This window comes from Bradyrhizobium sp. BRP22, assembly GCF_020194175.1.
Classification (GTDB): domain Bacteria; phylum Pseudomonadota; class Alphaproteobacteria; order Rhizobiales; family Xanthobacteraceae; genus Bradyrhizobium.
In genome coordinates this window covers 30,170-51,927 of record NZ_JADYVX010000023.1, presented here as the reverse complement: position 1 = coordinate 51,927, position 21,758 = coordinate 30,170, and the positions used below count along the sequence as shown (strand labels likewise).

The 21,758-nt window shown below is 62.6% G+C and carries 21 protein-coding genes; 16 read left to right on the top strand and 5 right to left on the bottom strand.

The window, feature by feature from the left end:
• The first annotated feature begins 26 nt into the window (after positions 1-26).
• From I6F35_RS25480 to I6F35_RS25450, 7 genes are all read left to right on the top strand, one after another.
• Entirely contained in the window at positions 27-287 is a 261-nt protein-coding gene (locus tag I6F35_RS25480; protein WP_225120403.1) for a hypothetical protein, read from the top strand.
• A 177-nt stretch (positions 288-464) separates the two neighbouring features.
• The gene (locus tag I6F35_RS25475; protein ID WP_225120402.1) at positions 465-1,739 is read left to right on the top strand and encodes a PQQ-dependent sugar dehydrogenase; all 1,275 of its coding nucleotides are present in this window, start codon (positions 465-467) and stop codon (positions 1,737-1,739) included.
• A gap of 130 nt (positions 1,740-1,869) precedes the next feature.
• Positions 1,870-2,439, top strand: a complete 570-nt coding sequence (locus I6F35_RS25470) for a c-type cytochrome (protein ID WP_225120401.1) — start codon at positions 1,870-1,872, stop codon at positions 2,437-2,439.
• 223 nt (positions 2,440-2,662) lie between these two features.
• Positions 2,663-4,054: an amidase family protein gene (locus tag I6F35_RS25465; protein WP_225120400.1), complete on the top strand. Its 1,392-nt coding sequence runs from the start codon at positions 2,663-2,665 to the stop codon at positions 4,052-4,054.
• 12 nt (positions 4,055-4,066) lie between these two features.
• Positions 4,067-4,543 (top strand): glutathione peroxidase, encoded by a 477-nt coding sequence (locus tag I6F35_RS25460; RefSeq protein ID WP_225120399.1) that lies wholly within the window; start codon positions 4,067-4,069, stop codon positions 4,541-4,543.
• Positions 4,540-4,809, top strand: a complete 270-nt coding sequence (locus tag I6F35_RS25455) for a DUF3297 family protein (RefSeq protein ID WP_225120398.1) — start codon at positions 4,540-4,542, stop codon at positions 4,807-4,809. Before I6F35_RS25460 ends, I6F35_RS25455 begins: the two co-directional genes overlap by 4 nt.
• Before the next feature lie 137 nt (positions 4,810-4,946).
• Positions 4,947-6,116, top strand: coding sequence for a mandelate racemase/muconate lactonizing enzyme family protein (locus I6F35_RS25450; RefSeq protein ID WP_225120397.1), 1,170 nt, complete (start codon positions 4,947-4,949; stop codon positions 6,114-6,116).
• 964 nt (positions 6,117-7,080) lie between these two features.
• On the opposite strand, the gene I6F35_RS25445 is transcribed toward I6F35_RS25450, so the two are convergent.
• Both I6F35_RS25445 and I6F35_RS25440 read right to left on the bottom strand, forming a co-directional pair.
• Positions 7,081-8,427, bottom strand: a complete 1,347-nt coding sequence (locus I6F35_RS25445; protein ID WP_225120396.1) for a malonyl-CoA decarboxylase — start codon at positions 8,425-8,427, stop codon at positions 7,081-7,083.
• A 106-nt stretch (positions 8,428-8,533) separates the two neighbouring features.
• Complete coding sequence (locus tag I6F35_RS25440) at positions 8,534-9,334, bottom strand: helix-turn-helix transcriptional regulator (protein WP_225120395.1); 801 nt, start codon at positions 9,332-9,334, stop codon at positions 8,534-8,536.
• Between the two features lie 99 nt (positions 9,335-9,433).
• Between I6F35_RS25440 and I6F35_RS25435 the strand changes: the two genes are divergently transcribed.
• The 6 genes from I6F35_RS25435 to I6F35_RS25410 all read left to right on the top strand — a co-directional run bounded on the left by I6F35_RS25435 (position 9,434) and on the right by I6F35_RS25410 (position 16,728).
• Positions 9,434-10,612, top strand: a complete 1,179-nt coding sequence (locus I6F35_RS25435; protein ID WP_225120394.1) for an MFS transporter — start codon at positions 9,434-9,436, stop codon at positions 10,610-10,612.
• Between the two features lie 200 nt (positions 10,613-10,812).
• Entirely contained in the window at positions 10,813-12,375 is a 1,563-nt protein-coding gene (locus I6F35_RS25430) for an SUMF1/EgtB/PvdO family nonheme iron enzyme (protein ID WP_225120393.1), read from the top strand.
• A gap of 36 nt (positions 12,376-12,411) precedes the next feature.
• Positions 12,412-12,837: a DUF4399 domain-containing protein gene (locus I6F35_RS25425; protein WP_225120392.1), complete on the top strand. Its 426-nt coding sequence runs from the start codon at positions 12,412-12,414 to the stop codon at positions 12,835-12,837.
• A 67-nt stretch (positions 12,838-12,904) separates the two neighbouring features.
• Entirely contained in the window at positions 12,905-13,651 is a 747-nt protein-coding gene (locus tag I6F35_RS25420; RefSeq protein ID WP_225120465.1) for a transporter substrate-binding domain-containing protein, read from the top strand.
• Between the two features lie 454 nt (positions 13,652-14,105).
• A complete protein-coding gene (locus I6F35_RS25415) occupies positions 14,106-14,930 on the top strand; it encodes a formate/nitrite transporter family protein (protein WP_225120391.1) in 825 nt (274 codons plus the stop codon).
• Positions 14,931-14,988: 58 nt separating this feature from the next.
• Positions 14,989-16,728, top strand: coding sequence for a bifunctional protein-serine/threonine kinase/phosphatase (locus I6F35_RS25410; RefSeq protein ID WP_225120464.1), 1,740 nt, complete (start codon positions 14,989-14,991; stop codon positions 16,726-16,728).
• Positions 16,729-16,821: 93 nt separating this feature from the next.
• Here I6F35_RS25410 and I6F35_RS25405 read toward each other — a convergent pair whose 3' ends face one another.
• Both I6F35_RS25405 and phaZ read right to left on the bottom strand, forming a co-directional pair.
• Positions 16,822-17,616 (bottom strand): substrate-binding domain-containing protein, encoded by a 795-nt coding sequence (locus I6F35_RS25405; RefSeq protein ID WP_225120390.1) that lies wholly within the window; start codon positions 17,614-17,616, stop codon positions 16,822-16,824.
• A gap of 180 nt (positions 17,617-17,796) precedes the next feature.
• Positions 17,797-19,017, bottom strand: coding sequence for a polyhydroxyalkanoate depolymerase (gene phaZ / locus I6F35_RS25400; RefSeq protein ID WP_225120463.1), 1,221 nt, complete (start codon positions 19,015-19,017; stop codon positions 17,797-17,799).
• Between the two features lie 199 nt (positions 19,018-19,216).
• On the opposite strand from phaZ, the gene I6F35_RS25395 reads away from it, so the two are divergent.
• Both I6F35_RS25395 and I6F35_RS25390 read left to right on the top strand, forming a co-directional pair.
• Entirely contained in the window at positions 19,217-19,873 is a 657-nt protein-coding gene (locus I6F35_RS25395) for a glutathione S-transferase (protein ID WP_225120389.1), read from the top strand.
• A gap of 327 nt (positions 19,874-20,200) precedes the next feature.
• Positions 20,201-20,635 (top strand): cupin domain-containing protein, encoded by a 435-nt coding sequence (locus I6F35_RS25390; RefSeq protein ID WP_225120388.1) that lies wholly within the window; start codon positions 20,201-20,203, stop codon positions 20,633-20,635.
• Between the two features lie 340 nt (positions 20,636-20,975).
• On the opposite strand, the gene I6F35_RS25385 is transcribed toward I6F35_RS25390, so the two are convergent.
• On the bottom strand, positions 20,976-21,200 hold the full coding sequence (locus I6F35_RS25385; RefSeq protein WP_225120387.1) for a hypothetical protein: 225 nt from the start codon (positions 21,198-21,200) through the stop codon (positions 20,976-20,978).
• A 177-nt stretch (positions 21,201-21,377) separates the two neighbouring features.
• Here I6F35_RS25385 and I6F35_RS25380 point away from each other — a divergent pair, with 177 nt between their 5' ends.
• Positions 21,378-21,737: a hypothetical protein gene (locus tag I6F35_RS25380; protein ID WP_225120462.1), complete on the top strand. Its 360-nt coding sequence runs from the start codon at positions 21,378-21,380 to the stop codon at positions 21,735-21,737.
• The last annotated feature ends 21 nt before the right edge of the window (positions 21,738-21,758 follow it).

Below are 21,758 nucleotides of genomic sequence, written 5' to 3'. Positions count from 1 at the left end.
GGCCTTAACCGGAGTGTCTGCCGCCGATGCCGCGCTATTTCTTCAATACCCGTATCGGCGATGAGCTGATTTCCGATCCCGAGGGCGAAATCTTGCGGGACCCCGACCGCGCCTGGGAGATGGCACGGGCGATGATTCGGGAACTGCTGCGCACCGAAGGCGCCGACGCCACGCTGTTGAATGCGGTCATCGAGGTGACCGACGATGACGGCGATATCGTGCTCGAATTTCCGTTCTCGGAGGCGATCATCGGTCTGCCGGACACAGGCTCGGTCACGAAACATTGAAGGTGTGCGCGGTCGTTCTGCGCTACATCGCGTCCCCGCCTTGATTCCGACTATGTTCCGGATTGCGCATCCGCGGACGAATGTCGGAAGTTGCCATTCAGGAAGCCACGCCGGCATGTGCAGGGCGCTGCACATGCGAGGACCAACAGGCTTTCGCATCTGGGGAGAACAACAAAGATGAACAATTTGATGACGCCACGCGGCCTTGCCCTGGCCGGCGCCTTCTTCAGCGCATTCACGCTTGCCGCCCATGCCCAGCAGCCCGCCACTCCGCCAGCGGCCGGCGCGGCGCCCGCCGCGGCGCAGCCGTTGCCGCCCGGCTCGCCGCTGATCGGGCGGCCGGATAACGAGGCGGCCGCCAAGCTGGCGCCGGTCGCGCCGCCGCCGATTGCGGCCGCGCCCGACAAACTGCCGCTCGCCAGGCTCAAGGTGCCGGCCGGCTTCAACGTCGAGGTCTACGCCGCCGGCATGGCGAATGCGCGTTCGCTGGCGCAGAGCGACAAGGGCACGGTGTTCGTCGGCAGCCGCCTGGTCGACAAGGTCTACGCCATCGTCAACAGGGACGGTAAACGCCAGGTGAAGGTGATCGCCTCCGGGCTCTATCGCCCGAACGGCGTCGCCTTCAAGGACGGCACGCTCTACATCGCCGAGCTCTCGAAGGTCTCCAAGATCGAGAAGATCGACGACGTCATCGATAGTCCGCCGAAGCCCACGGTGATCTACGACAACCTGCCGAAGGACGAAGCGCACGGCTGGAAGTTCATCGCCATCGGCCCGGACAACAAGCTCTATGTCCCGGTCGGCCAGCCCGGCAACAACGTGCTGCACGACGATGCGCATGGCCAGATCCGCCGCATCAATCTGGATGGTTCGGGCCCGGAAGTCTATGCGGTCGGCGTGCGCAACACCGTCGGCTTCGACTGGAATCCGGAGACCAAGCATCTCTATTTCACCGACAACGGTCGCGACTGGCTGTCCGAGACGGTGCCGGAGGATGAGCTCAACCGCGTGACCAAAGCCGGCGAGGATTTCGGCGCGCCGTTCTGCTACCAGGGCAACATCATCGACCAGGAGCTCGGCTGGGGTAAATCCTGCAGCGACTACACTCCGCCGGTCGGCCTGATGGGGCCGCATACGGCCGCGCTCGGCATGCGCTTCTACACCGGCGGCATGTTCCCGAAGGCCTACAAGAACGCGATCTTCGTCGCGCGCCACGGCTCCTGGAACAAGTCGAAGAAGGAGGGCGGCGACGTCGTCGTGGTCAAGCTCGACAAGGACGGCAAGGTGAAATCGGTCGAGCCATTCCTCACCGGCTTCCTCGCGGACAACAAATATGTCGGCCGTCCTGTCGACGTGATGCAGCTCAAGGACGGCTCGCTGCTCGTCTCCGACGACTGGAACGGCGCCGTCTACCGCATCAGCTACGGCAAGCAGAAGGTCGCGGGGCGGTAGGATTGCTGCGATCGCGGAGCGAGGATTTTCACTCCGTCATTCCGGGATGGTGCGTCAGCACCAGACCCGGAATCTCGAGATTCCGGGTTCGATGCTTCGCATCGCCCCGGAATGACTCCAGGGACAACCGATGTACAAGAAGCTACTGCCGGCGCTCGCCTTTGCATCCATCACCTTCGCCGCCGGCGCCGAGACCATCCAGGAGCGCGCCGCGCCCTGTCTTGCCTGCCATGGCGAGCGCGGCACGTCGGAGACCGAGAACACGCCTTCGCTCGGCGCCCAGCAGGCGCCGTATGTGCTGATCCAGCTCTTCATGTTCCGCGAGAAGCTGCGCGTGTTCGATACCATGAACGAGATGGCGAAGGATCTGTCCGACGACGACCTGCGCACCTTCTCGGATTTCATCGCCACCTTGCCGAAGCCGGCGCCGCCGGCGGATGCCGGCGATCCCGCCCGCATGGGGCGCGGCCAGGCGCTCGCGCATCAATATCTCTGCAACAACTGCCACAAGCCGGATTTCTCCGGCGGCGACAACGTCCCGCGGATCGCCAACCAGCGCGAGGATTATCTCAACAAGACGCTCAGCGAGTACAAGGACAACAGCCGTCACGGCTATGACGGCACCATGGCCGACGTGATGCAGCCGGTGACCAAAGAGCAGATCGCCGACCTTGCCTATTACATCGCCCACTATCGCTAAAATCGTGGGCGCTCCGGTGCTGGTCATGCCGTGCGTGCGACGCTATAGCGTGATGCAGTAGGGTTGATCGGCGCGGCTCTTCACCTCTCCCGCTTGCGGGGAGGTCGGCGCGTAGCGCCGGGTGGGGGCTCTCTCCCCACGGATAGTCCCGTCGTGGAGACACCCTCACCCCAGTCCTCTCCCGCAAGCGGGAGAGGGAGCGGAGGTCGCAACGGAGTTGGCAATGGAAGAACTTTGGCGTCTGTCGGCCGCGGATCTGGCCGGCCTGATCAAATCGAAAAAGGTTTCGGCGAAAGAGGCGGCGACGGCCGCCCTGGAGCGGCTGGACGCGGTCAATCCGAAGCTGAATGCCGTGGTCGACCACAGGCCGGCGGACGTGCTGGCGCAGGCGGACGCGATCGATGCGGCGATTGCCCGCGGCGAGGATGTCGGCGCGCTCGGCGGCGTTCCTGTGACGATCAAGGTCAATGTCGACCAGGAAGGCTTTGCCACCACCAACGGCTTGAAGCTGCAGCGCGACGTGATCGCCAAGGCTGACAATCCGGTGGTCGCGAACCTGCGCAAGGCGGGCGCGGTCCTGCTCGGCCGCACCAATTGCCCGGCCTTCTCCTATCGCTGGTTCACCACCAATCTGATTCATGGCGATACCAGGAACCCGCGCGATCCCGGTATCACGCCGGGCGGCTCGTCCGGCGGCGCGGGGTCCGCGGTCGCGGCCGGCATCGGGCACATCGCCCACGGCACCGATATCGCCGGCTCGATCCGCTATCCCGCCTATGCCTGCGGCGTGCATGGCCTGCGGCCGACCATGGGCCGCATCCCGGCCTTCAACGCCGCCCTTCCGGAGCGGCCGATCGGCCCGCAGATCAGCGCCGTTTCGGGGCCGCTGGCGCGCACCATCAATGACCTCCGTATTTCGCTCGCGGCGATGTCCGCCCGGGATGTTCGCGATCCCTGGTGGATGCCGGTGCCCCTCGAGGGGCCGGCGATGCCGAAGCGCGTGGCGATGTGCCTCGATCCTGATGGTCTCAATCCGGTCGCCGAGGTCAAGGCGGCGGTCGCGGATGCCGGCAAGCGGCTGGAGCGGGCCGGCTGGACCGTCGAGGAGATCACCGCAATTCCGCCGCTGCGCGAAGCCGCCGACCTCCAGACCAAACTCTGGCTCGGCGATGGCTACGAGGCGCAATTGGCGGCCGCCGAGCGCGAGGGCGATCCTGGTGCGCTCACCTGCCTGCGCGGCAATCGCGCCAAGGTGCATCCGTTCGATCTTTCGAAGGCGCTGACGCGACGGGCAACCTTGACGCGCGAATGGCTGGCGTTCTTCGAACAGTATCCGGTGCTGCTGATGCCGGTCTCCGGCGAATTGCCGTTCCCCGATCAGCTCGACTGCAAGGACGAGGCGTCATTTGCGCGGGTCTGGCATGCCCAGTTGCCGCAGATCGCCATTCCCTTCATGGGACTGCCCGGGCTTGTCGTGAGCACTGGATTGGTCGGCCGGATTCCGGTCGGCGTGCAACTGGTCTCGGGCCGCTACCGCGAGGATCTCTGCCTGGCTGCGGGCGAAGCGATCGAAGTCGGCGGCACGCCGTCTGCGGTCGTCGATCCCGCAGGCTGATCGAAAAAGAAGATGCCGAGCGTCTATGATTTCACGGCCCGCTCGCTGGCCGGTGAAGACGTTCCCTTGAAGCAATTCGAGGGGCAGGTGCTGCTCATCGTCAACACCGCCAGCGCATGCGGGTTCACGCCGCAATACAAGGGTCTGCAGGAACTTTACCGAGGGCTCTCGCCGCGCGGCTTTTCCGTGCTCGGCTTTCCCTGCAACCAGTTCGGCCGGCAGGAGCCGGGCGACGAGAAACAGATCGCGGAGTTCTGCGAAACCAATTACGCGGTGACGTTTCCGATGTTCGCCAAGATCGAGGTGAATGGTACGAACGCGCATCCGTTGTACAATTACCTGACGCGCGAGAAATCGGGCCTGCTCGGCCCGTCGATCAAATGGAATTTCACCAAATTTCTGGTCGACCGGTCGGGCAAAGTGGTGGCGCGCCATGCGCCGACCGCACGGCCCGAAGGACTGAAGACAGCAATCGAGGCCTTGCTATGAGCGAGAACGACGAACCCACCCATGACGAACTGCCGGACCGCCTGTCGGTCGATCCGAACAGTCCGTACTACAACGCGGATATCCTGGCCCGCGATGTCGGCATCCGCTTCAAGGGCGTCGAAAAGACCAATGTCGAGGAATATTGCGTGAGCGAAGGCTGGGTGCGCGTCACCGCCGGCAACGCCAAGGACCGCTACGGCAATCCGCTCACCATCAAGGTCCACGGCCCGGTCGAGCCGTATTTCCGCGACAAGACCAAGTCGTGATTTCTGAAGCGTAAGTAGTTCACTCCGTCATGGCCGGGCTTGTCCCGGCCATCCACGTTCTTTGTTCGCGATAAAGGAAGGGCGTGGATGCCCGGGACAAGCGCGGGCATGACGAGAAACCCGAAGGCCAAATACCCATGTCCGTCCGCATCATCGACGTCCGCGAGGTGACGAAACCGATCTCCTCGCCGATCCGCAACGCCTATATCGATTTCACCAAGATGACGACGAGCCTGGTTGCCGTCGTCACCGACGTCGTGCGCGACGGCAAGCGCGTGGTCGGTTACGGCTTCAATTCCAACGGTCGCTACGGGCAGGGCGGTCTGATCCGCGAGCGCTTTGCGCCGCGCCTGCTCGAGGCCGATCCGAAGGCATTGCTCGATGCGAGCGGCGACAATCTCGATCCGGACAAGGTCTGGTCGACCATGATGTCGAACGAGAAACCCGGCGGCCACGGCGAGCGCTCGGTCGCGGTCGGCACCATCGACATGGCGGTGTGGGACGCGGTCGCGAAAATCGCGAACAAGCCGCTGTTCCGATTGCTCGCCGAGCGCCATGGCCTCGCGGCCAATCCGCGCGTCTTCGTCTATGCCGCCGGCGGCTATTATTATCCCGGCAAGGATCTCTCGGCGCTGCGCGCGGAGATGCGCGGCTATCTCGATCGCGGCTACAATGTCGTGAAGATGAAGATCGGCGGCGCGCCGATCGCCGAAGACCGCGAACGGATCGAGGCCGTGCTGAAGGAGATCGGCAAGGACGCGCAGCTCGCGGTCGACGCCAATGGCCGTTTCGATCTGGAGACCGCGATCGCGTATGCAAAGATGCTGCGGGATTATCCGCTGTTCTGGTACGAGGAAGCCGGCGATCCGCTCGACTTCGCGCTGCAGGCGGCTCTCGCGGAATTCTATCCGGCGCCGATGGCGACCGGCGAGAATTTGTTCAGCCACCAGGATGCGCGCAACCTGATCCGCTACGGCGGCATGCGGCCGGACCGCGACTGGCTGCAGTTCGACTGTGCGTTGTCCTATGGCCTCTGCGAATATCAGCGCACGCTGCAGGTGCTGAAGACCCACGGCTGGTCGCCAAGCCGCTGCATCCCGCATGGCGGCCACCAGATGTCGCTGAACATCGCCGCCGGCCTCGGCCTCGGCGGCAATGAGAGCTATCCCGATCTGTTCCAGCCCTATGGCGGCTTCCCCGACGGCGTGCGCGTCGAGCACGGCCACATCACCATGCCCGATCTTCCGGGCATCGGCTTCGAAGGCAAGAGCGATCTCTACAAGGAAATGAAAGCGCTCGCCGCTTAGGCAGCCCACCATTCGCCGTCATTGCGAGGAGCGAAGCGACGAAGCAATCCATATCTCAGCTTGTGGTTGCTATGGATTGCTTCGCTGCGCTCGCAATGACGATGTGGATGCTTTGGGTGCGACAAAACAAGCCACGAGGCAAATCAGCAAAAACGTGTCTAGTCCCCGCACGGAAAATATTTCTGTTTTTCCGAAATGCAAATCAGTCTATGAGTTTGCGCATCTCACCCGATTGAGGGGCGCTTCGCGATCGTCACGAGTGTTGTGGTGGGATGCGGTGGACGCGGATTGCGTAACGGACGAGTGCGCATGAGGCGGACGGCGAAGTCGTGTGGTTCTGGCGCCCCGACGCTGGCGCTAAGTTTTTTGCGCAAACAAGGTTGCGCGAGAGGCGACGGTGGCAAGAAAGCCCGGTCACCGGGAAGATCACGAAGTAAGCCGTAAACCATCGCGCAGGGAAAGCCGGTGTTGCTCCGGTTGACCTGTGGTCCTACCCCCGTGCTTTTTGTTGCACGGGGCCCACGGGTGCAACCGGCACCCGGCTTTCCCTGCGCCCTCTATCCGATGAGAGGGTGAAACGAGACGCAAAGCTCGGACGCCATGCGCCGCGAGAGCGCGAACTCACATCCTCTCCACCGTCATGCCCCGCCACCGGGTCGGCGCTTTGCGCCGACCCGGTGGCGGACGATGACAGCGGAGACGCTGTTTGACATTTGAATCAGAACCTCTCCCCCCGTCATTGCGAGGCGCGAAGCGCCGCGGCAATCCATTGCCTCCACAAGCGGAAAGATGGATTGCTTCGTGGAGCCTGTCATCGGGCGGCGCTTCGCGCCGACCCGGTGGCTCGCAATGACGCGCACGCGTCACGACAATCGTAGGATGGGTCGAGCGCAGCGAAACCCATCCTGTGCGCAGCTTGCTCCGTCGCGATGGGTTTCGCTGCGCCCATCCTACAAAACGCCTGTTACGACAACCGCTCCAGCAGTCGCCGGCCTTCGCCCTTGAGCAGCTTCTTCACCGCGCTGGAGGCGATCACCTCGCCGTTGTTGGCGTAGGCTTCGTGGTTCTTCTCGATATCGTCGAGGCGATAGAGATAGTTGACCATGATGCCGGCGGATTCGCGCAGGCCCTTCGGCGAGAGGTCGCCGAGCCAGTCGATGCGCTCCAGCCGCGCGCCGTTGCCGAGGTGGAAGCGGGCGACCGAGTCGATCAAGCGGCCCTTGGGCGTGCGCGCCTTCAGGAAATAATAGGCGGCGAGCGGCTCCAGCACGGGGCGGAGTTGCGCGGCCAGTTCGGCATTCTCGAACCAGTCGGGCTTTTCGAGGATTTCAAGCAGCTGCCGATCGTCCTCGGAAAGCGGCACGTCGGTCGCCTGCTTCAGCCACTGCATGAAGCCCGGCACCGGCGACAGCGTCACGAAGGTGTCGAGCTTCGGCAATTCGCGGCGCAATTCCTCAACCACCTGCTTAATCAGGAAGCTGCCGAAGGAAATGCCGCCGAGCCCGCGCTGGGTGTTCGAGATTGAATAGAACACGGCAGTGCGGGCGCGCTCGATCGCTACCGGCTCGCGCTGCTCGAGCAGAGGTGCGATCGCGCCCGGGATCGTCTCGGTCAGCGCCACCTCGACGAAGATCAGCGGCTCGTCGTTCAGCGCGGGATGGAAGAAGGCGTAGCAGCGGCGGTCGATAGGATCGATGCGGCGGCGCAGGTCGTTCCAGTCGCGGATCTCATGCACCGCCTCGTAGCGAATGATCTTTTCCAGAATATTGGCTGGCGTCGACCAGTCTATCCTGCGCAGCACGAGAAATCCCCTGTTGAACCAAGAAGAGAGCAGATGGGTGAGGTCGAGGTCGAGCGCCGCCAGGTCCTTGTTGCCTTTCATCAGGTTGAGCAGATCGGCGCGCATCGCCACCAGTTCGCTGGTGCCGCCCGGCGCGCGGTTGAGACGGCGGATCAGTTCCTGCCGGCGCGGCTCGGAGGCGAAATGCAGCTCGCTGGCTTCGCCGTCGTCGGAACCCTTGCGCCAGGCCTCGATCGCCTGCATCAGCCTGGCGCGATCAGGCCCGAAATCCCGGGCCAGCGTCTGGAAGAACGACAGCCGACCCGCCGCATCGAGATGGTGATAGCGGTCGAGCACCTCGCGCGCCATGGCGGTGCCGGAGGCTTCGCCGCGGCCCGACAACAGCGCCTCGCACAATTCAAGCAGCTCGGAGGCGTCCTGCTTGGTTTCCAACGAATTGCCTCGCCGGAGCAGCGTGCGGCCGCGTTCGGAAATCGTTGCAAGCAGGTCGGAGAAAAAGGCGTTGGCCATGGGAAGGATCGAATCCGGTGAAACCGAACCTTACGCGCGATTTAGGTTCATGCCGACTATAGTCAAGAACACCATTTTGTCATGTCTTGACGATGAAGTTTCGCGTTCATTCCTTGCCCGCGAATTCCGTCGGCGTCTTGCCGGTCACTTGGCGGAAGGCGTGGGAGAACGCCGGAACGCTGGCATAACCGAGATCGGAGGCGATCTGCTTGATCGACACAATCGATTCGGTCGACAATCGTTCGATGGCGGCGGCGATGCGGGCGCGCTGGCACCAGCTCTTGAAACTGAGCTGCGTTTCCGACGAGAACAGCCGCGACAAGGTTCGTGCCGACGTGCCGACCTCGCGCGCCAGCGTTTCGATTTCATGCTGGGCGGTAGGATCGGCGAGGACGATGGTGGCGGCGCGCCGACAGCGCGGTTCCTGCGGCAGCGGAATGAAGGTCGCGGAATCTTCGGCCTGGTCCAGTTCCAGCATGAGCAGTTGCAGCAGAAGCCCGGTGCGCTCGCGATCGTCCTGCCTGTCGAACAGCGCCAGGATGGTCTGGTGCAACAGTGGCGACACCCGCACCACGAATTCGGCATTGAGGCTATTGCCGCGCGCGTTGCGCTTGAGCCAGGGCAGTTCGAAATACAGCGTGCGCATCTGGATGTCGGCGAGCACGTCGATCGAATGCTCCAGCAAGGCCGGCACCCACACCGCGCGGTCCGGCGGCACCAGCCAGCGGCCCTTCGGTGTCGTCACCTGCATGGTGCCCTCGGCGGCATAGACCAGTTGCGATTCGCGGTGCATGTGGGTGTCGAGCCGGACGCCGCGCCGGTAGTGGCGCGCGACCAGATGCACGCCGTCGCCGGTGGCGCGCTGGCCCCGCAAGATCGTGGCAATTGGCGTTTCGGCGACAGTCATTGGCGACATCCCGTCAGGACAACTCCCTATAACCCAGTTCGGAAAACAAGAGGATTCCCTCCAAGAGGACTTCTAAAGGGATCGAAACAGGATCAACGCATGAACAGCCCCGCCCGGGTAATCGCCTTCGTCAACGCCGCCCATTTCATTGACCATTATTCGATGCTGATCTTCGCCGCCGCCGTCATCGTGATGGGACCGGCGCTCGGCATGGCCTATTCGGAATTGCTGCCTTACGCGACCCCGGGCTTCATCGCCTTCGGCGCCGGCTCGCTGCTCACCGGCTGGCTCGGCGACCGCTGGAGCCGTCGCCACATGATGGTGATCTTCTTCATCGGCATCGGGCTGTCCATGATCTCGGTCGGCTTCGTCTCCAGCCCGCTGCAGCTTGGGGCAGCGCTGCTCGCGATCGGTGTGTTCGCCTCGATCTATCATCCGGTCGGCACCGCGATGATCGTGTCCTATGCCGACAAGCTCGGCCGCGAGATGGGGCTGAACGGGGTCTGGGGCAATCTCGGCGTCGCTTCCTCGGCGCTGGTCACCGGCGTGATCGGCCAGTATCTCGGCTGGCGCTTTGCCTTCATCATTCCCGGCGTCGTCACCGTGCTGCTCGGTATCGTCTTCGCGCTGACCGTGGTGCATGAGGATCGCAAGGGCACGAAGCAGGCCGCGGCGCAAGCGCGCGTCGCGAAGAAGGACATGTGGCGGGTGATCCTGGCGCTCCTGATCGTGGTGATCGCGATCTCGACCACGTTCAATGCGGTGACGGTGGCGCTGCCGAAACTGTTCGCCGAGCGCCTCGCCGACATGACGAAAAGCCCGGCGCTGCTTGGCGTGATTGCCGCCGGCGTCTATGTGTTCGGCGCGATGACGCAGTATACGATCGGCAAGCTGCTCGACCGCCATTCGCTGAAGACGGTGGCGCTGCCGCTGTCCTTCATGCTGGCGCCGTTTCTCTATCTGGCAGCGACGCTGTCGGATCTGCCGCTGATCCTGGTGTCGATCGGCATCGTGATGGGCGCGTTCGGCCAGGTCACCGTCAACGATGCCATGGTCGGCAAATACACCAGCGAGGAATGGCGCTCGCGCGCCTATGCGGTGCGCTATTTCGTCGGCTTCACGGCAGCCGGCGCCTCGGTCGGGCTGGTCGCCTGGCTCTATGAGCAGGGCGGGTTTGTCACCATGCTGCAGGCGTTCGCCGGGCTTTGTCTATTGGCGATTGTGGCGGCTATTATCCTGCCCAATGAGATCAGAACACCGGCACCGCAGGTGAATTGAGACTTGGAATGTTCTTGTTGCGGACACGCAAGGTTGATCGTTATGTGAACTGCATCACTTCATGCGTCGCACAATTTCTGGCAAACTTGTTCCGGGTAAGGAGTGTGATAGGCTCTCTATGGGTAGACCTTTAGGTTTCGGGGGCTGAGGCAAATTCGCCTCGACGCTTTATTTTGCGGTTTTTGGAGCCCAACCGATCCATGGGTGAGATTCGTGACTTCAAGTCGGGTAGGCATGAGCGGCCGCCGGGTGATCCGACGCCGCGGCGGCTTGCTGCGATCGTAGCAGGCGACATCGCGGGCTATAGCCGCCTGATGCAGCTCGATGAGGAGGGCACGCACAGCCGCGTCAAGCGGATCGAGCGTGACCTGATCGAGCCGACCATCGTGGAGCATCACGGCAGGCTGGTGAAGACGACCGGCGATGGCTTCATCGCGATGTTCGACAGTCCGGTCGAAGCCGTCAGGTGCAGCATCGTGATCCAGCAGAACCTGGTCGGCCGCAACGCGGCGGTGCCGAAGGACTACTGGATCGAGTACCGGATCGGCGTCAATCTCGGCGACGTCATCATCGAGCCGGACGATATCTATGGCGACGGCGTCAACGTCGCCGCGCGGTTGGAAGGGATCGCAGAGCCGGGACAGGTCTTCATCTCCGGCGGCATCTACGAGCAGATCAAGCACAAGCTGGTGTGCGGCTACGAATCGCTCGGCGACCGCAAGGTCAAGAACATCACCGACCCGGTGCGGGTCTATCGCGTGCTGCCGGATGCCTCGGCCTTCCACCGGACGCGCCGGCGGCGCGAGAACATCCTGATCTTCCTGCTCAGCATCACGCTGCTGATCATCGCCGGCGGCATTCTCTGGTCCTTGCTGATGCCGCGGATCGAGAAGGTGGCGGAGCGGACGCCGGCGCCGGCCTCATCGCCGTCGCCTGCGGCATCGCCGAAGGCGGCCGAACCGGCCCCGGCCACCAAACAGACGGCAGCCCCTACGGCCAGCCCCACGGCGCAACCGCAGCCGCCGCAACCGCAGCCCTCCGCGAGCCCGGCCGTGACGGCGGTCAGCCCGTCGCCCACTCTATCGGTGCGCGAGCCCGAGATGGTCGCGCTCCAGGGCGGCAGCTTCTCGATGGGCAGCAATGATGATGCCTCGGAGCGACCGATCCGAAGGGTGACGATCAAGCCGTTCTCGATCGGCAAATATCCGGTCACGGTCCGCGAATGGAATGCCTGCGCCGCCGCCAAAGTGTGCGGCTTCACCGCGACCGGAAAGGACGATGCGCCGGTCACCAATGTGAGCTGGGCCGATGCCAAGCAGTATGTCACCTGGCTCGCGGACACGACGAAGAAAGCCTACCGGCTTCCGAGCGAGGCCGAGTGGGAGTTTGCTGCTCGCGGCGGGACGCAGACCAAATATTGGTGGGGCGACCAGATGCAGCCGGGCATGGCGAGCTGCAAGGATTGCGGCGACAGCACCGCGGCCGAACAGCCGACCAAGGTCGGCAACTTCAAGGCCAATCCGTTCGGCCTCCACGACATGGGCGGCGGGGTCGATCAGTGGGTAGAGGATTGCTGGCACAAGAACTACCAGGGCGCTCCGGCCGATGGTTCAGCCTGGGTCGGAGGAGACTGCACATCCCATGTGCTCCGCTCCGGTTCGTGGAAGAATGATAACCGGTATGTGCGGCCGGCTAATCGGGACAGCTACGACACCAACGTTCGGTACCCGACGCATGGCTTCCGCGTCGCGCTGTCGCCTTAAAGTACTTTGAAAATGTTCGGACCGGGGGGGGGGCAAATGAGAGTTGCGCGCACACTTCTGATTTCAGCGGTGCTGTCCTCGCTTGCGAACGTTGCGCAGGCCCAGGATAAGTCCGCGCCCAAGGATGCGGCGCTGTATTTCGTCTGGCCGCAGAATGGCGCGACGATCAAGGGAGCATTCTGGTGCCGCTTCGGCCTGCGCAACATGGGCGTGACCCATGCCGGCGATGACTATCCGAATGCGGGTCATCACCACCTGCTGATCGACGTGAACGAGCCGCTCAATCCGAACGAGCCGATCCCGTCGGACAAGTCCCACCTGCATTTCGGCGCAGGCCAGACCGAAGCGCGCATCGAGCTGCCGCCCGGCAAACATACGCTGCAGCTAGTGCTCGGCGACGCCAAGCACTATCCCTTCAAGCCGCCGGTGGTGTCGGAGAAGATCACGATCCGCGTCAAATGAGTTTGTTGCAAAGCTGATGTCGGCTCAACTGCCCCTCATCACAGGCCTGGTTCTCGCGATCGCCATCATGGCCGCGCCGGCCAGCGCCGATGCGCTGAAGGACGAGATCGCGCCGACCGGCAAGCTCCGCGTCGCGATTGCGATCAGCCCCGCGGGCGGCGCATTCTGGTGCACCAGGACTGAATCCGGCTATGCCGGCGTGCCGGTCGATCTCGGCAGGGCAATGGCCACAGAACTCGGCGTGCCCGTGGAATATGTCGTGCACCAGAATTCCGGGCAGATCACCGATGCGGCCTCAAAGGGCACCTGGGACGTCACCTTCCTGCCCAAGGATCCCGAGCGCGAAACCAGGATGACATTCGGCCCGATCTATGAGGTCGCGGACGCCACCTACATCGTCAAGCCGGGCTCGACGGTGACGAATTTCGCAAGCCTCGATCAGCCGGGCATCAAGGTGGCCGCCGTCAACAACACCACGACCATGCGCGGCGCGATCGCGCACCTGAAGCAGGCGAAGGTGACGGGCCATCAGACCTATGACGAGATCTTCAACCTCCTGAAAAATGGCGAGGTCGACGCCTTCGCGTTGTCGCGCGACCAGCTCAATGCGATGGCGAAGAAGATTCCGGGCACACGGGTGCTGGACGAGACCTTTAAGCAGACGGTGACCGCGGTCGCGGTCCCCTTGAACCATCCATTATCGGCCGCCTTCGCGACCAAATTCATGATGGAAGCAACCAGCAACGGTACCCTACGCAAGGCCTACGACAACAACGGGCTGAAGGAGACGCCGATCCGGACGCAGACCAAATAGGTGCTTGGCCGGCATGGCCGGGAGGGCACGAACCGCGTCTTCGTTGGGCAGATTGCCCAAATCGGCGGCATGACACTTGACAAGGCCGGTCGCGACCGCCTCCGCCAAATCCCTGTAATCCCGGTGGGATCGACAAAAACGACCGTTGGCACATCGATTGCTTCAAGGCGCAGGAGTCAATGACGACTGCCGTCCTTCGGATTGCCTAAGCCAGCGTTGGCTTAAGGCGCAGGGATCAAAGCGACCTCACCGAGGCGCCGCGAGCCGTCATTAAAGACGCCCACCCCATATCCCTGTTCCAAACCAGGCTCCGCCAACCGCAGCGTCGCAGCAGGAATGGTTTCGTTCCTATCGCGCCGTAACCCGGCGCACGTCCAGGACGGTCCACTCATCCTTCATATCGCGCTGCGGCCGCGCCGCGGCGCCCTTGGTTTCGCGAATAAGGGGAACTGGAATGGCCTATCTCGTGCCTTCGGAATTCGTCACCAAAATGGTGGACGCGGGCGAGTCGAAGATCTTCATGTCGACACGCGACACTGTGATCCGCGCCTATATGGCCGGTGCGATCCTAGCGCTCGCCGCGGCCTTTGCAGTGAGCGTCAATGTATCGACCGGCGTGCCGATCGTCGGCGCAGCGCTGTTTCCGGTCGGCTTCTGCATGCTCTATCTGTTCGGCTTCGATCTTCTGACCGGCGTGTTCGTGCTGTCGCCGCTTGCCTGGATCGACGGGCGGCCGGGCGTCACGTTCGGCGGCGTGCTGCGCAATTGGGGCCTGGTGTTCATCGGCAATTTTGCCGGCGCCTTCACCGTTGCCGTGATGATGTCGATCGTGTTCACCTTCGGCTTCTCGTCGCCGCCTGACAAGGTCGGTCAGATCATCGGCACCATCGGCGAAAGCCGCACCGTCGGCTACGCGTCGCATGGGGCGGCGGGGATGCTGACGCTGTTCGTCCGCGGCATGCTCTGCAACTGGATGGTTTCGGCCGGCGTGGTCGGGGCAATGATCTCGACCAGCGTCAGCGGCAAGGTGATCGCAATGTGGATGCCGATCATGCTGTTCTTCTTCATGACCTTCGAGCATTCGATCGTGAACATGTTCCTGTTCCCATCCGCCCTTCTGCTCGGCGGCAAGTTCACGATCATGGACTATCTCATCTGGAACGAGATTCCGACCGTCCTTGGCAACCTCGTCGGCGGTCTCGCCTTCACCGGGCTGACGCTCTACGCCACCCATGTGAAGACCGCGCCGAAGCGCGAGCGCCAGCGCCTCGCGGCTTGATCGGAACGCGGATATGGGGCTCTCCTTTGCGGAGAGCCCATTGCCTCCGCACCTCTCGATGTCGCGCCACCTGAAAATATCGGTCGGACAATATTCTGATAAGGGCCGCAAGGGGACCAATCAGGATTTTCACGGCGTGCTGATCCCGGACGAGCCGCTGCTCGGCCTGAAGGGCATCGCGATCGTGCTTGCCGACGGGATCAGCTCCAGCAGCGTCAGCCGCATCGCGAGCGAGTCGGCCGTCAAAGGATTCTTGACAGACTACTACTGCACCTCGGAATCCTGGTCGGTGAAGACGTCGGCACAGCGCGTGCTGGAAGCCACCAATTCGTGGCTACATGCGCAGACCAGGCGCAGCCAGAACCCGTACGAAAAAGACAAGGGATATGTCTGCACGCTGAGCGCCATGGTGATCAAGTCGACCACCGCGCATATCTTCCATGTCGGCGACTGCCGGATCTATCGCCTCGCCGGAAACAGTCTTGAGCAACTGACCGCCGATCACCGCGTCGTTCTTTCTTCGATGCAGAGTTATCTCGGTCGTGCGCTCGGGGTAAATCCGCAGATCGAGATCGACTATCAGTCGTTCAAGGTCGAGCAAGGGGACACGTTTCTGTTGGCGACCGATGGCGTCTATGAGCACATCGCGCCGCGCCAATTGGCCAAGACGATCGCTGACGGCGTCGATGATCTCGACAAGGCGGCCAGGGCCATCGTCGAGGAGGCCTATGAGCGCGGCAGTCAGGACAATCTCACCATCCAGATCGTGCGTATCGACGAACTGCCGGAAAGTAGCGCCAGTGAGGCGTTCGGCCAATCGAGCGAGTTGCCGTTGCCGCCGCTCCTGGAAGCCAGGATGACGTTCGACGGCTACACGATCGTGCGCGAGCTGCACGGCAGCAGCCGCAGCCACATCTATCTCGCCGTCGATGACGACACCGGCACCACGGTGACGCTCAAGCTTCCGTCCATCGACCTGCGCGGCGATCCCGCCTACCTGAAGCGGTTCATGATGGAGGAATGGGTCGCCAAGCGCATCGACAGCCCGCATGTGCTGAAACCCTGGCTGCCGCCGCGCAAACGCAACTATCTCTACGTCGCGACCGAGTTCATCGATGGGCAGACGCTTCGGCAATGGATGATCGACAATCCAAAGCCGCAGCTCGAGACCGTGCGCGGCATTGTCGAGCAGATCGCCAAAGGCATCCGCGCGTTCCATCGCAAGGAGATGCTGCACCAGGACATCAGGCCGGATAACATCATGATCGACAAGACCGGGACGGTGAAGATCATCGATTTCGGCTCGACCAGGATCTCCGGCATCGTCGAGGCGGCGCCTTCGGACGACCGCAACGACATTCTCGGCACCCAGCAATACACCGCACCGGAATATTTTCTGGACGAGCCCGGTACACCGTGCTCGGATCTCTACTCGCTTGGGGTCGTCACCTATCACATGCTGACCGGAAGACTGCCTTATGGCGCCCAGGTTGCCCGCGCGAGGACGCGATCGGACTTCAACAAGCTCAGCTACGGCCCGGCCACGCACATCCGTCCGGAGATCCCGCCCTGGGTCGATCGAACGCTGGAGCGGGCCGTGCATCCCAATCCCTATAAGCGATATGACAGCCTGTCGGAATTCTTGTTCGACCTCCGCAATCCCAACGCAAAATATCTCACGACGTCGTCGACGCCGCTGATCGAGCGCAACCCGCTGTTGTTCTGGAAATGCACGACGCTCCTGCTGGCGCTCGCGCTGGTTATCGTGCTGGCCTACGGCGCGCATCGTTTGCACTAGAGCATTTTCGGCTGAATCGGAACCGAAGCTTTAGATTCTTGCCTTGACGCGTTTTCTTCACGCGAACAGGTATCCGCTTCGCTCGAAAACGCTCTAATGCGTGGTGCTGGAGCGGATCGGCTCCAGCCCGCTCTTGATGAGCTCGGCGCGGGCCTCGGGCGACGTGAGGAACTGGATCAGCGCCCGTCCGGCGTCCGGTTCCTTGGAGGTGCTGGCGATGCCGGCGGAAAACACCGTGATCTTCTGCAGCTCATCCGGCAGCGGCCCGGCGATATCGATGCCGGCGATGGGCTTCAATTCGCTGATCTGCTGGAAGCCGATCTCGGCCTCGCCCTTGGCAACGATTTCGCCGACCGGTGTGGCGGGAATCTTCCGCGCTCGCTCCTTCATCGCTTCGGCAATTCCGAGTTTTTCGAACATCTCGGTCGATACATAGACGCCGCTGGCGCTATCGGAATAGGCAATCGACTTTGCCGCGAGCAGCGCGCGCTTCACGGCGTCCGCCGAGCTGATGTCCGGCTTCGGCGCGCCTGATTTCACTGCGATCCCGATCGGTGATTTGACGAGGTCGACGCGGCTGTCGGCGATGACCTTGCCTTGCGTAGCGAGATCGTTGAGGGCGTAGCCGACCATGATGAGCACATCGGCCGGCTCGCCGCGCTCGAGCCGCACCGGAATTGCGTTGACGGTGGTTCCCATCGACGGCCCATAGGCGGTCGACACCTTGTGGCCGGTCTTGCGCTCGAATTCCGGCACCAGGGCTTTGTAGGCGGCGGTCAGCCCGCCCGAGATCATCACGTGGATTTCGGCGGCGGATGCAGAGGCGGTGAGGAAGAGTACAGTGACGAAGGCAAGCGTAAAGCTGCGGAAAGCGACGGAGCGCCGCATGGGTGTTTCTCCCGGGGCAATTTTCTGGGTGGTCGTCGTGCTCGGTAGACTATTGCGTGCGGGGTTGCGTAGCTAGGGTCTCCGGCCGGCCGTCGTTGCGAGGAGCATAGCGACGACGCAATCCATGCTTCCGCAAGTGGCGGCATGGATTGCTTCGCTGCGCTCGCGATGATGCGGAGCTCACGAATTCACGTGCACGAAATCGCGCAACAGTGGGTAGATCTCGTTGTTCCAGCGCTTGCCGCTGAACACGCCGTAATGGCCGACGCCGGCCTGCATGTGATGCACCTTGCGATAGCCGCGCACGCCGGCGCAGAGGTCTTGCGCCGCCAGCGTCTGGCCGATCGAGCAGATGTCGTCGCGCTCGCCTTCGACTGTCATCAGACCCATGCGCCTGATCGCAGCGGGATTCACGGGCCGGCCTCGGTGCATCAGTCTGCCCTGGGGCAGCAGGTGTTCCTGGAACACGTCGTGCACGGTTTCGATGTAGAATTCCGCCGGCAGATCCATCACCGCGAAATATTCATCGTAGAAAGTCTTGATGACGTTCGCCTTCTCCTTTTCGCCCTTGGCGAGATGATTGGCGAGGTCCATGTGCTGCTTGATGTGCCGCTCCAGGTTCATGGAGACGAAGGCGGTGAGCTGCACGAAGCCCGGATACACCTTCCGGAACGCGCCCCGGCACTGGATCGGGACATAGTTGATGAGATTGTCCTCGAACCATTTTATCGGCTTGCTCTTGGCGAAATCGTTGACCTTCGTCGGCTGGATGCGCGTGTCGATCGGCCCGGCCATCAAGGTCAGCGACGCCGGCCGCGCGGGGTGATTGTCCTCCGACATGATCGCCGCCGCGGCCAGTGCCGAAACCGAAGGCTGGCAGATCGCCACCATGTGCGCACGCGGGCCGAGCTGGTCGAGGAAGGTGATGAGATGATCGGTGTAGTCCTCGAGCCCGAAACGGCCCTGGTCGAGCGGAATGTCGCGCGGATTGTGCCAGTCGGTGATGTAGACGTCGTGATCCTGCAGCAGCGTCGTAACCGTGCCGCGCAACAGCGTCGCGAAGTGACCGGACATCGGCGCCACCAGCAACAGGCGCGGGTGCTCGGGGCCATCGACCTTCTTGAAGTGCAGGAGCGATCCGAACGGCGTGGCGTAGGCGACTTCCTCCCGTACCTCCAATTCCCGATTACCCACCCTCACGCTGCCGATGCCATAGTCAGGGCGGGTATAGGTCAGGGTCGAGCGCGAGATCAGTTCGAGTGCGGCCGCCAGCCGGCCGAACAGCCGGTCCGACACGCCCTGCGGTACCAGATTAAGATATCTAAGTGCCGCCGTTGCCCCCGTGCGCCATGGTGCCGTCAGGTCCATGTGATTCTGGTAGGCTTGGTACATCATTGACATTGACATCATACGCGACCGCCCTTGCCCGGTGTTGCTATGCAATATCGAAGCCAAAGCGGACTTGAAGCGCCCTTAAAATTGGCACGTGGCTTGCTGCTTGATAATCGGCGCCCAGGCAATGAGCAGGGGTGATATCCGCACGGATGGGCTGGAGGCTTAAGTCCCTGCGGTCGACGTCGAGGCGTGAGGGAAAGGCCCTATGGCGACAACCACACTGACCATCAGCAGCAAGAACTACTCGTCGTGGTCGCTGCGCGGCTGGCTGCTGGCGAAATTCGCTGGGCTGGAATTCGAAGAGGTCACTACGGCTCCTGACGACGCCTCGGCCCGCGCGGAACTCCTGCTGCTGTCGTCGTCGATCCTGGTGCCCTGCCTGCGCCACGAGGGCGCTACTGTCTGGGACACGCTGGCGATCGCCGAGTATCTGAACGAGATCATGCCGAATGCCGGCCTGTTGCCGGAAGACCGCATCAAGCGGGCGCATTGCCGCTCGATCTGCGGTGAAGTTCACTCCGGCTTCACGACGCTGCGCGCCTCGCTGCCGGTCAATCTGAAAGGCCATTTCCCCGGCTTCAAGATCTGGTCGCGTGCGCAAGCCGATATCGACCGGGTCTGCACCATCTGGCGTGAGTGTCTCGCGGAGTCCGGCGGGCCATTCCTGTTCGGCGAGCGTCGCACCATGGCGGACGCGATGTATGCGCCGGTCGTCACCCGCTTCATCACCTACGACGTCAAGCTCGAGCCGACGCTTGCGGCCTATGCCGACACCATCATGTCGATGCCGGAGATGCGGGAGTGGATCGAGGCGGCCAAGGCCGAGCCGGCCGACGTCGAGGAGCTCGAGGTCGAATATTAGGCAGTGCTCGCGGCGGGCTGCCCGTTCAGTGGGCTCACCTGCGATGCAGGTTCTGCCTAAGCCCTGTGCCACGAGAGCCGCGCGCAAGTGGCGGCGGCGGAATGCTGGTTGCGCCGCGAAAAATCGCCCCGCTCAAAATCGGGCTTGGTTCCAAGCGCTTCGTCCGTCTGGCGCCAGCGATGCGCAGAAATCGCCGCACCGCAGCGCGACTGGCGCGGATTTCGCATGGCACAAATCAAGCTGTGAACGCGACGATGCGACGCTGCCGAAAATTTGGACGCCTTGCGTAGCCGCGGGTCTCGCGATCGAGAACGTTGGAGGCTTCAGATGAACCAGCATGCCGTTGTCAGCAAGTTCTCTCATGTCAAACCAGGCGATACCGAATTCAAAGGCGGAGGCCTGCGCGACTTCTTCCTGTACCGCGATCTCGGCATCGCCGATGCCACCGGCGGCCAGGTGATCTGCCATCTGGTCAAGGCCAATCCCGATTGTCCGCCCGAGGATGGCACCGGCTGGCATCGCCATGATTGCGATTTTCAGATCGTGATCATGATGAAGGGATGGGCGCGCTTCATGTACGAGGATAAGCCGACGCTGGTGCAGGCCGGCGACGTCGTGCATCAGCGACCCGGCATCGTGCATTACCTCTTCGACTACTCACCGGACATGGAATATCTGGAGATCGTGAGCCCGGCGGACTTCAAGACCGTCGACATGCCGCCGGCGACCGACCAGGTCCCGTCCGTGACGCCCTGGAAGTAACTGCCTGGAAGTGACCATGTCGTCCCCGGAGGAATTAACTTTTGTGGTCGGCCGTTGGCTGCGGCCGCTGGTTGTTCTCCTGCATGTGGTGCGCTGGCTCGGATTGGCACCGACATCTAGCCGTGAACAACAGCGTACGGCTCTCGATCACTGATTCGGACGCGCTTCGTTCCACCGGCGTTCCGAACCTTAAGACGACGAACTCTGCCGTTGCATTTTGAGACAGAGCGGGTGCGAGAGGGATGAAGCTTCATCTCTCTCGCGCCTTCCATTTCAGCATGATCTCCGCGCGGACTTCAGGTTTGCGCGCAGACGGTAGCAACTCCTTTGTGGTTCTCCCCTAAGCTGCACCTGTTTGCTTGACGCGACGAAAGCGCCAGGCAATCACGGTCGCCTCGACCATGCCGCCAGATTCGTCATTGAGCCAATGACCGTCGGTAAAGCGACAGGCGAACGGCAACTGATATGTGCCGCTTTGATCTTCGCAAAGCACTTCGACGATCTCGTTCGGCGGAGGCTCGCCGCTGCCATCGAATTGTGCCAGTCGCTTTTCGCGCGTTGCCATCTGATTATTCTCCACTTCCGATGCGTGGAAACGTTTGAGTTCCCAAAAGCCCCCCGCACCCCGCAATGTGCGAAGCACAACGCCGGAATGCGGTTACAGTGTGGTATCTCTGGCGATGTCGCCGCGCTTTGAGCACATTGCCGTGAGCGCGTGGAGGATTTAATGAACATTAAGCTGATGTTTGCCGCAGTGACGCTTGTATCCAGCGCACTGGGATCCACCGAAGTTAACGCGCAGGATGTTCCGGGCATCGAAATATGCACCGTCGAGAAGACGTGGGAGCGGCGAACGAGTTGCCTGCAGAGCAATGTCGACTTTCTGCACAAGACGATCACGAAGCTTGTGACCGATCACCAGCAGAAGCTTGATGCCGCCAATCGCCAGATAGAAAGCCTCAAAAGTGCATCCGCAACCTTGCAGAAGCGGGTGGATGATCTGCTGACCGCGCAGAAGAAGATCGAAGAGGACTTGAAGAAGAAAGCGGACGTGTCGCCGGCAAAGGACGCTGCGCCGGCGGCGAAGGAAGGCGGCAAATAGTCCGTCATTGCGAGCAGCGAC

Coding starts and splice junctions, on each gene's coding strand:
- I6F35_RS25480 (WP_225120403.1), top strand. CDS start 27: ATGCCGCGCTATTTCTTCAATACCCGTATCGGCGATGAGCTGATTTCC.
- I6F35_RS25475 (WP_225120402.1), top strand. CDS start 465: ATGAACAATTTGATGACGCCACGCGGCCTTGCCCTGGCCGGCGCCTTC.
- I6F35_RS25470 (WP_225120401.1), top strand. CDS start 1,870: ATGTACAAGAAGCTACTGCCGGCGCTCGCCTTTGCATCCATCACCTTC.
- I6F35_RS25465 (WP_225120400.1), top strand. CDS start 2,663: ATGGAAGAACTTTGGCGTCTGTCGGCCGCGGATCTGGCCGGCCTGATC.
- I6F35_RS25460 (WP_225120399.1), top strand. CDS start 4,067: ATGCCGAGCGTCTATGATTTCACGGCCCGCTCGCTGGCCGGTGAAGAC.
- I6F35_RS25455 (WP_225120398.1), top strand. CDS start 4,540: ATGAGCGAGAACGACGAACCCACCCATGACGAACTGCCGGACCGCCTG.
- I6F35_RS25450 (WP_225120397.1), top strand. CDS start 4,947: ATGTCCGTCCGCATCATCGACGTCCGCGAGGTGACGAAACCGATCTCC.
- I6F35_RS25445 (WP_225120396.1), bottom strand. CDS start 8,427: ATGGCCAACGCCTTTTTCTCCGACCTGCTTGCAACGATTTCCGAACGC.
- I6F35_RS25440 (WP_225120395.1), bottom strand. CDS start 9,334: ATGACTGTCGCCGAAACGCCAATTGCCACGATCTTGCGGGGCCAGCGC.
- I6F35_RS25435 (WP_225120394.1), top strand. CDS start 9,434: ATGAACAGCCCCGCCCGGGTAATCGCCTTCGTCAACGCCGCCCATTTC.
- I6F35_RS25430 (WP_225120393.1), top strand. CDS start 10,813: ATGGGTGAGATTCGTGACTTCAAGTCGGGTAGGCATGAGCGGCCGCCG.
- I6F35_RS25425 (WP_225120392.1), top strand. CDS start 12,412: ATGAGAGTTGCGCGCACACTTCTGATTTCAGCGGTGCTGTCCTCGCTT.
- I6F35_RS25420 (WP_225120465.1), top strand. CDS start 12,905: ATGGCCGCGCCGGCCAGCGCCGATGCGCTGAAGGACGAGATCGCGCCG.
- I6F35_RS25415 (WP_225120391.1), top strand. CDS start 14,106: ATGGCCTATCTCGTGCCTTCGGAATTCGTCACCAAAATGGTGGACGCG.
- I6F35_RS25410 (WP_225120464.1), top strand. CDS start 14,989: ATGTCGCGCCACCTGAAAATATCGGTCGGACAATATTCTGATAAGGGC.
- I6F35_RS25405 (WP_225120390.1), bottom strand. CDS start 17,616: ATGCGGCGCTCCGTCGCTTTCCGCAGCTTTACGCTTGCCTTCGTCACT.
- phaZ (WP_225120463.1), bottom strand. CDS start 19,017: ATGTCAATGATGTACCAAGCCTACCAGAATCACATGGACCTGACGGCA.
- I6F35_RS25395 (WP_225120389.1), top strand. CDS start 19,217: ATGGCGACAACCACACTGACCATCAGCAGCAAGAACTACTCGTCGTGG.
- I6F35_RS25390 (WP_225120388.1), top strand. CDS start 20,201: ATGAACCAGCATGCCGTTGTCAGCAAGTTCTCTCATGTCAAACCAGGC.
- I6F35_RS25385 (WP_225120387.1), bottom strand. CDS start 21,200: ATGGCAACGCGCGAAAAGCGACTGGCACAATTCGATGGCAGCGGCGAG.
- I6F35_RS25380 (WP_225120462.1), top strand. CDS start 21,378: ATGTTTGCCGCAGTGACGCTTGTATCCAGCGCACTGGGATCCACCGAA.